The sequence below is a fragment of the Streptomyces sp. NPDC060198 genome (genome assembly GCF_042728415.1).
Classification (GTDB): Bacteria; Actinomycetota; Actinomycetes; order Streptomycetales; family Streptomycetaceae; genus Streptomyces.
Genome location: NZ_JBHWZJ010000335.1, coordinates 1 through 7,655 on the forward strand (window position 1 = coordinate 1; position 7,655 = coordinate 7,655).

6 protein-coding genes are annotated in these 7,655 nt (G+C 71.4%); 1 reads left to right on the top strand and 5 read right to left on the bottom strand.

What is annotated here, in order from left to right; all coding sequences use genetic code 11:
* Positions 1 to 62: 62 nt before the first annotated feature.
* The 5 genes from ACFWEP_RS28355 to ACFWEP_RS28375 form a co-directional block, all read right to left on the bottom strand.
* Positions 63 to 2,432: an FtsX-like permease family protein gene (locus tag ACFWEP_RS28355; RefSeq protein ID WP_387374156.1), complete on the bottom strand. Its 2,370-nt coding sequence runs from the start codon at positions 2,430 to 2,432 to the stop codon at positions 63 to 65.
* Entirely contained in the window at positions 2,429 to 3,145 is a 717-nt protein-coding gene (locus ACFWEP_RS28360; protein ID WP_387374158.1) for an ABC transporter ATP-binding protein, read from the bottom strand. The genes ACFWEP_RS28355 and ACFWEP_RS28360 overlap by 4 nt, the downstream gene beginning before the upstream one ends.
* On the bottom strand, positions 3,142 to 3,666 hold the full coding sequence (locus ACFWEP_RS28365) for a PadR family transcriptional regulator (RefSeq protein ID WP_328719650.1): 525 nt from the start codon (positions 3,664 to 3,666) through the stop codon (positions 3,142 to 3,144). Before ACFWEP_RS28365 ends, ACFWEP_RS28360 begins: the two co-directional genes overlap by 4 nt.
* Before the next feature lie 137 nt (positions 3,667 to 3,803).
* On the bottom strand, positions 3,804 to 4,058 hold the full coding sequence (locus ACFWEP_RS28370) for a hypothetical protein (RefSeq protein WP_387374161.1): 255 nt from the start codon (positions 4,056 to 4,058) through the stop codon (positions 3,804 to 3,806).
* Positions 4,055 to 5,038, bottom strand: a complete 984-nt coding sequence (locus ACFWEP_RS28375) for an SPFH domain-containing protein (RefSeq protein WP_387374162.1) — start codon at positions 5,036 to 5,038, stop codon at positions 4,055 to 4,057. Before ACFWEP_RS28375 ends, ACFWEP_RS28370 begins: the two co-directional genes overlap by 4 nt.
* Positions 5,039 to 5,354: 316 nt before the next feature.
* Here ACFWEP_RS28375 and ACFWEP_RS28380 point away from each other — a divergent pair, with 316 nt between their 5' ends.
* Positions 5,355 to 7,583, top strand: a complete 2,229-nt coding sequence (locus ACFWEP_RS28380) for a transglycosylase domain-containing protein (protein ID WP_387374164.1) — start codon at positions 5,355 to 5,357, stop codon at positions 7,581 to 7,583.
* Positions 7,584 to 7,655: the final 72 nt, after the last annotated feature.

Below are 7,655 nucleotides of genomic sequence, written 5' to 3' on the forward strand. Positions count from 1 at the left end.
GGGCCGCGGGGGTCCCCTCCCCCCCGGGGCCCCCGGCGGCCCCCGCGGGGGGCCCCCCGCCGCTACTCCGTACGCAGCCCGTCCGGCCGCATCAGGCGCCAGAGCACCGGCAGCGAGAGCAGGGTCACCAGCAGGACCACTCCGGCACCCGCTCCGGCCATCGGCAGGAACAGCCACCAGTCCGAGACCGGCTTGGCGGTCATCCAGGACAGCCCCCAGCCCAGCGCCAGCCCGCCGACGACCGCGACCACCAGCCCCACCGCCACCGGGATCGCGGTCTGCCAGAACACCGACCAGCCCAGCGTGGAGCGCCGGGTCCCGAACGCCACCAGCACCGACAACAGGCGCTTGCGTTCACGGAGCTGCTCCAGCTGCTGCACGAGCATCGAGGCGGCCATCAACAGCAGGGTCGCGGTCCCGCCGACCTTGAGGGCGGTCTGGATGCTCGCGTACCGGCCGTCCCGCTCGGTCGAGTTCAGCGCGACCACCCGCATCGAGGGGTCGATCACGGCCGCCGTGTTCCGGACGAGCTCGGAGACGTCCGGCACGCTCTCGTCGATCTTCACCTGGAGGACGATCGTCGCGCCCGGCAGGGTGGCCGGATCGATCGCGCCGAGGGTGGCGAGGATGCCCGTGGTCTCCTCGCCGTGCGGGTCGAAGCGCCCGGTGACGGTCCGCGCCGCCGCGGGGAGGGTCCAGCGGACCGGGCCGCCGGCCGTCCCGTAGTCGTCGATCTCGACCTCCTCGCCCTTGCGGGCCGACTCGTCGACCCAGTCGGACATCTCCTGGTCGTGGGCGGGGTGGGCGACGAAGGTGTCGCCGTCCGCGCAGTCGCCGATCCTGGCGAGTTCCTTCAGCGTCGCGCAGTCGCCGACCGTGATCGACGTGGTGGGCTGGACCTCGTCCTCGGAGTACGTGCCCGGCTTGGTCGCGTACACGTCGACCGTGCCGATGACCTTCTCCACGCCCTCGGTGGCCCGGAGCGAGGCGATCGCGCCGGTGGCGCCCTCGCCGGTGACGTTCTGCGAGGCCATGTAGAACTGGGCCCGGGTGGGGTCCTGGCCGGTCATCCGGTTGAAGTCGGTGTTCATCGAGGCGAACAGCATCTGGAGCGCCACCGCACCCGCCACCGCCACGGTGATCCCGCTGACCGTCCGTGCCGCCGTTCCCGCGCTCAGCTGGAGCCGGCGTCCGGCCAGCTGCCAGGGCACCGGCCCGCCGCGCAGCCTGTTCACGCACGCCTCCACCGCCCAGGGCAGCAGCAGTGCCAGGCCGCCCAGGACGAGCACCGCGCCGATGACGATCGGGGTCGCCTCGGCCGTGCCGTCCTCGGGCGCCCTGCCCTTCGCCGCGAAGACGCCGAGCCCGGCCAGCGGCACCAGCAGCCGCCACCAGAGCCGCCGCTTGCGGCTGCGCGCGTCCCGTACGACACCCAGCGGCTCCACCACCACCGACCGCATGGCGACCAGGGTCACCAGCACCGCGCAGGCCGGTACGGCGCACGCGATCAGCGCGGCCATGGGGACGGAGGGGGCGAGGTCGGCGGGGAAGACGCTCTGCTCCCAGACCGAGAGGGAGCCGACGAACGGCCGCCCCGCGAGGAAGAGGACCGCCCCGCAGGCCAGCCCGAGCACCGCGCCGAACAGCGCCTCCCCCGCCGCGATCCAGCGGACCGAGCGGGTGTCCGCGCCCACCAGGCGCAGCGCGGCGAGGCGGCGGTCCCGCCGGTCGCCGCCGAACCGCACGGCGGTGGCGATGAAGATGGCCACCGGCATCAGCAGCACCACGCCGACCATCACGCCGAGCACGAGGAGCAGCGGGCTGAGCGGCGGGACGGGCAGCCCGCCGCCGTAGCCGTTCAGCCGGTGGCCGCCGTTCGACCGGTCGAGGGTGGAACTGCCCAGGTAGAAGCGGAGTTCGCCGGGGGAGACCAGACCCGCGTCGGAGATCGTGCCGTCGACGGCGTACGGCAGCCGTTCGCGGAGCAGGCGTCCGTCCGGGGCGTCCAGCATCTCGGCGAGGGCGGGCGAGACGTACATCCGGCCCGCCGCGGGGATGCGCGGCAGGCCCGCCGGCAGCACCGGGTGCGCGCCGTCGGCGCGCATCAGCACGCCCTGGACGGCGCGGTGGCGGTACTCGGTGTCGATCGAGGTGACGAGGACCGTGCGGTCCGTCTTCTTGTTGGTGTCGGGAGCCAGGGAGGCACGGCTCTCCGACCGGGCATCGCTGCGGTTCTCGCGCGCGTCCAGCAGATGCGGGACGGCGGAGGCGACGAGCAGCAGCAGCACGCCGATGCCCACGCCGACGGCGGTGAGCAGCGTGCGTGCCCATCCCTCGCGCCCGCCCGCCGCGGCGAAACGGATGCCGAGCCCGAGGTCCCGGAGCCGGGCGGGGGTACGTGTGCGGGAGAGGGGGCCGGGCGGCGTCGTCACAGGGCGTACTCCAGGTCGGCGGCCCGGCCGTCCCGGACCGTGACGTCCCGGTCGGAGTAGGCGGCGACGCGTGCCTCGTGGGTCACCAGCACCACGGCGGTCCCGGCGGACCGGGCGGCTTCGGTGAGCAGCTCCATGACCCGCTCACCGTTGAGGGAGTCCAGCGCGCCGGTCGGCTCGTCCGCGAAGAGCACCTTCGGGGAGGAGGCCAGGGCGCGGGCCACGGCGACCCGCTGGCCCTGACCGCCGGAGACCTCGCCGGGACGTTTCGCCGCCAGGTCCTCGACCTCCAGGCGCTCCATCCAGTGCAGCGCGGTCCGTTCGGCGGTCTTGCGGCGGACGCCGTCCAGCCTCAGCGGGAGCGCCACGTTCTCCACGCAGGTCAGTTCGGGGACGAGCTGGCCGAACTGGAAGACGAAGCCGAACTCGGTGCGGCGCAGGGCGCTGCGCTCGGCGTCGGACATCGAGGAGAGCTCACGGCCCGCGTAGGTGACCGAGCCGGAGTCGGGCGTGACGATCCCGGCGAGGCAGTGCAGCAGGGTGGACTTGCCCGAGCCGGAGGGGCCCATCACCGCGACGACCTCGCCGGGGTGGACGGAGAAGGAGGCGCCGTCGAGCGCGGGCGTCGCGCCGTACGCCTTGCGCAGGTCGCGGGCGGCGAGCAGGGGGGCGGGGAGCGGGGAGCCGGGGAGTGCGGGGCCGGGGAACGTCACGGGGTGATCACCTCGGCGAGCTTGTCGAGCCGGGCGGCGGTCAGTTCCAGCCACCGCAGGTCGGCCTCCAGATGGAAGAGCGCGTGATCGCAGATCAGCTGGTCGGCGAGGTCGCCGTCGCGTTTGCGCGCCGTCAGTGTCCGCATCAGCCGCAGGTGTTCGGCGCGCTGGGTGTCCAGCACTCCGGCCGCGCCGCGACCGGTCAGGATCGCCAGCACCACCTTGGTGTACAGGGTCGACTGGAGGTAGGGCTCGGGCTTCTCCGGCTGGGCGAGCCAGTCGGCGACGTCCGTGATCCCGGCGTCCGTGATGGCGTACCGCTTGCGCTCGGGACCTCCGTCGCTCTCGACGCCGTCGACCTCGACGAGCCCGTTCTTCAGCAGCCGGGACATGGTCGAGTAGACCTGCCCGTAGTGCAGGGGGCGGTCGTGGCCGAACTTCTCGTCGAAGGTGCGCTTCAGGTCGTAACCGTGACGGGGACCGGACTCCAGGAGTCCGAGCAGGGTGTGGCCGATAGACATGCGGAGCACTGTACATGGTGTGTATACATGCGGTGTATAGCTGGTGCCGCGTCAGCCAGGGTTTGCCCGCCGAGGAGCGGCGGTGCGGCGCCGCTCCTCGGCTACCCGGGGGGCAGGAAGCGGCGCCGTCCCGGTGGTCACTCCGGTGGGCGCGCCTTCGACTCGGGCGCCGGGGGCCCGGGCGGGCGTCCCCGGCGGGCGATGGGGGCCGTGGTGCCGGGCAGCCGGCCCGCCTCGGCCAGTGCCCGCCGCAGCAGGAACTCGATCTGCGCGTTGGCGCTGCGCAGCTCGTCGGAGGCCCAGCGCGCCAGCGCGTCGTGCACGGCGGGATCGAGCCGCAGCAGCATCTGCTTGCGCCGCCGCGGCCCGCTCCCGGTGGTCTCTTCGGTCACTGGTAGAGCGTGCCCGTGTTGAGGACCGGCTGCGCGGCGCGGTCCCCGCAGAGCACCACCATCAGATTGCTGACCATGGCGGCCTTGCGCTCCGAGTCCAGCTCCACGATGTCCTGCTCGGCGATCCGGGTGAGCGCCATCTCGACCATGCCCACGGCGCCCTCGACGATCTGCTTGCGGGCCGCGACGACCGCCCCCGCCTGCTGGCGCTGAAGCATCGCCGAGGCGATCTCGGGGGCGTACGCGAGGTGGCTGAAGCGCGATTCGATGATCTGGACCCCGGCCGCCCTCACCCGGGCGGTCAGCTCGACGGCCAGCTTCTCGGTGATCTCCTCGGCGTTGCCCCGCAGCGAGAGGCCGCCCTCCTCGTGGGCGTCGTAGGGGTACTCGATGGCGATGTGCCGGACGGCCGCCTCGGTCTGGGTGGCGACGAACTCCAGGAAGTCGTCCACCTCGAAGAGTGCCTGCGCGGTGTCCTCGACCTTCCAGACGACGATCGCGGCGAGCTCGATCGGGTTGCCGTAGGCGTCGTTGACCTTGAGCACCGCGGTCTCGTGGTTGCGGACCCGGGTGGAGATCTTCCGGCTGCTGGTGAGCGGGTTGATCCAGCGCAGGCCGTCGGTCCGGATGGTGCCGACGTACCGGCCGAAGAGCTGGATGACCCGGGCCTCGCCGGGCGCGACCATCTTCACCCCGCTCATGCAGAAGAACGAGGCGATGACGACCAGGATGCCGACGATCACCAGGGCCGCGCCCGCGCCGTCGTTGCCGCCCGATCCGGTCACGCCGCCGATGACGATCACGCCGATGCCGATGAGGACGCCGACCACGGTGAGCAGCAGGCCGAGGCCGCCGGGGATGGAGTGCGCGGTCACCTCTCTGACCTGCGGGGCCGGCAGCTGGGGTGCGTCGACGGGCAGATCGGTGGTGGGCGTGGGTGTGGACGGGATCTGCTGGTGGTCGTCGTGCTGTTCGGACACGGGGTCCCCCGATTCGTCTGACTCCCCGGCGGGCGCGGAGGAGTTCTTGGCTTTCAAAGTGATATCACATTAATGCTTTTCGCAACCATGGGGCCCTCTGCGGAGTCGGTTCCTTGAGAAGCGGGTGCTGATTCTCACGTCCGGAAAAGGCCGGATCGCTTGCTTTTTGTCCGTCCTGACGGTGTTAGCTGTCTTGGCTGGGCAGAGCTGACGGCAGAACTGACGGCAGGGCTCACGAACGGACCGACGGCACAGCCGGACAGGACCGAACGGGCCGCGGGGGACCGACCGACCGAGAAACAGGAGCGACACAGCGATGGGGCGAGCGGATGAGCGACGTGCCCGCAGCAGGGAGGCACGGGCCGGCAAGAAGGGCGGCATACGCGGGCTCTTCACCTGGAAGCGGCTCCTGGGCACCTTCTTCGGCCTCTGCCTGCTGGTGATGGGCGCCTTCGTCGTGCTGTACCTGTACGTACCGGTGCCCGAGGCGAACGCCCAGGCGCAGAAGCAGAGCAACGTCTACAAGTACAGCGACGGCACCGTGCTGGCCCGCACGGGCGAGGTCAACCGGGAGATCGTCGACCTCGCGCAGGTCCCGAAGGAGGTGCAGCACACCTTCGTCGCCGCCGAGAACAAGACGTTCTACCAGGACAAGGGCGTCGACCTGAAGGGCACCACCCGTGCCCTGCTCAGCACTGTCTCCGGCAAGGGCAAGCAGGGCGGCTCGACCATCACCCAGCAGTACGTGAAGAACTACTACCTCACGCAGGACGCGACGGTCTCCCGCAAGCTCAAGGAACTGGTGATCTCGCTCAAGGTCGACCAGAAGATGAGCAAGGACGACATCCTCGCCGGGTACATCAACACCGCCTTCTACGGCCGCGGCGCCAGCGGCATCCAGGCCGCCGCCCAGGCGTACTACGGCGTGGACGCTTCCAAGCTCGACGTCTCGCAGGGCGCCTACCTCGCCTCGCTGCTCCAGGCCCCCAGCCAGTACGACTGGGCCACCGCCACCGACACCGGCAAGCGCCTGGTCAAGGACCGCTGGGCCTACACCCTCGACAACATGGTCGAGAAGGGCTGGCTGAGCAGCGCCGACCGCCAGAGCCTGAAGTTCCCCGTCCCGAAGGACCCCAAGGCCGCACCCGGCATGGAGGGCCAGACCGGCTACCTCGTCGAAGAGGCCAAGGCCGAGCTCAAGGACCAGGGCGTCACCGAGGAGCAGCTCGAAGCCGGCGGCTGGACCATCACGCTCAACATCGACAAGAAGCGCCAGAAGCAGCTGGAGAAGTCGGTCGACGACCAGCTGGAGTCGAAGCTCGACCGGAAGAACAACAAGGTCGACGCCACCGTCCAGGCGGGAGCCACCTCGGTCGACCCGAAGACCGGCGCGATCGTCGCCATGTACGGCGGGGTCGGCTACACCGAGCACTACACCTCCAACGCCACCCGCAGCGACTACCAGCCCGCCTCCACCTTCAAGCCGCTGGTGCTCGCCTCTGCTCTGGAGAACGAGTCCACCACCCAGGACGGCGACCTGATCGGCCTGAACACGACCTACGACGGCACCAGCAAGCGGCCGGTCGTCGGCAGCGACACCCCGTTCTCCCCGGAGAACGAGGACGACCAGGACTACGGCGACATCAGCGTGCAGAAGGCGCTGAACGCCTCGGTCAACTCCGTCTTCGCGCAGATGGTCGTCGACGTCGGCCCCGGCAAGGTGAAGAAGACCGGGCTGAGCCTCGGCCTGCCGGACAAGAACTTCCCCGAGCGCCCCGCGATCACGCTGGGCACCATGGAGGCATCGACCGAGGACATGGCCGGCGCCTACGCCACCCTCGACAACCACGGCAAGAAGGTCACGCCGTTCATCGTGAAGTCGGCCGAGCACCGCGACCGCACGGTCGAGGCGGTCGATGGCGTCGGCAAGCAGGTGATCAGCCGCAAGTCGGCCGACACCGTGACCCAGGCGATGACCGGGGTCATCGACTCCGGTTCCGGCCAGGCCGCCAACACCACCGCGTACGAGGCGGCGGGCAAGACCGGTACGTCCGAGAACAACAAGGCGGCCTGGTTCGCCGCCTACACCCCCGAGTTGACCACCGTCGTCGCGCTCTTCGGCGAGGACGGGAAGAACCACCACCAGGTCAGCCTGACCGGCACCGCCAACTCCGGCCGCGCCAACGGCGGTGGCTTCCCCGCCCGGATCTGGGCCGACTACACGCTGGGCGCGCTGAACGGCGGCTCCGACGCGCAGTTCGACCTGGAGGACGTGGAGAAGGGCGAGGTGCCCTACACCCCGCCGCCGACCCCGACCGAGTCGGCCTCGCCCACCCCGACGCCGAGCGCCACGACCCCGTCCCCGTCGGCGACGCCCTCGGAGGAGCCGACGGAGACCGAGACCCCGTCGCCCGACCCGAGCGAGTCGACCCCGGTCGAGCCCAGCGAGACGCCTTCCGGCGGACTGGACCCCGGGGACGGCGACAGCGGCGACGACGGCGACCAGACGGGCGGACGCCCAGGCGGCACCGGCCTGCTGGGCTGAGAGCCCGACGGGCTCCGAGCGGCGGCGGGCGGGCCCGCGCGCACGGGTGAGGGGCGGTACCGGAGGTGATCC

Excerpts from the sequence above, each read along its gene's own strand:
- ACFWEP_RS28380 (WP_387374164.1), top strand. The coding sequence starts at position 5,355 with ATGGGGCGAGCGGATGAGCGACGTGCCCGCAGCAGGGAGGCACGGGCC.
- ACFWEP_RS28365 (WP_328719650.1), bottom strand. The coding sequence starts at position 3,666 with ATGTCTATCGGCCACACCCTGCTCGGACTCCTGGAGTCCGGTCCCCGT.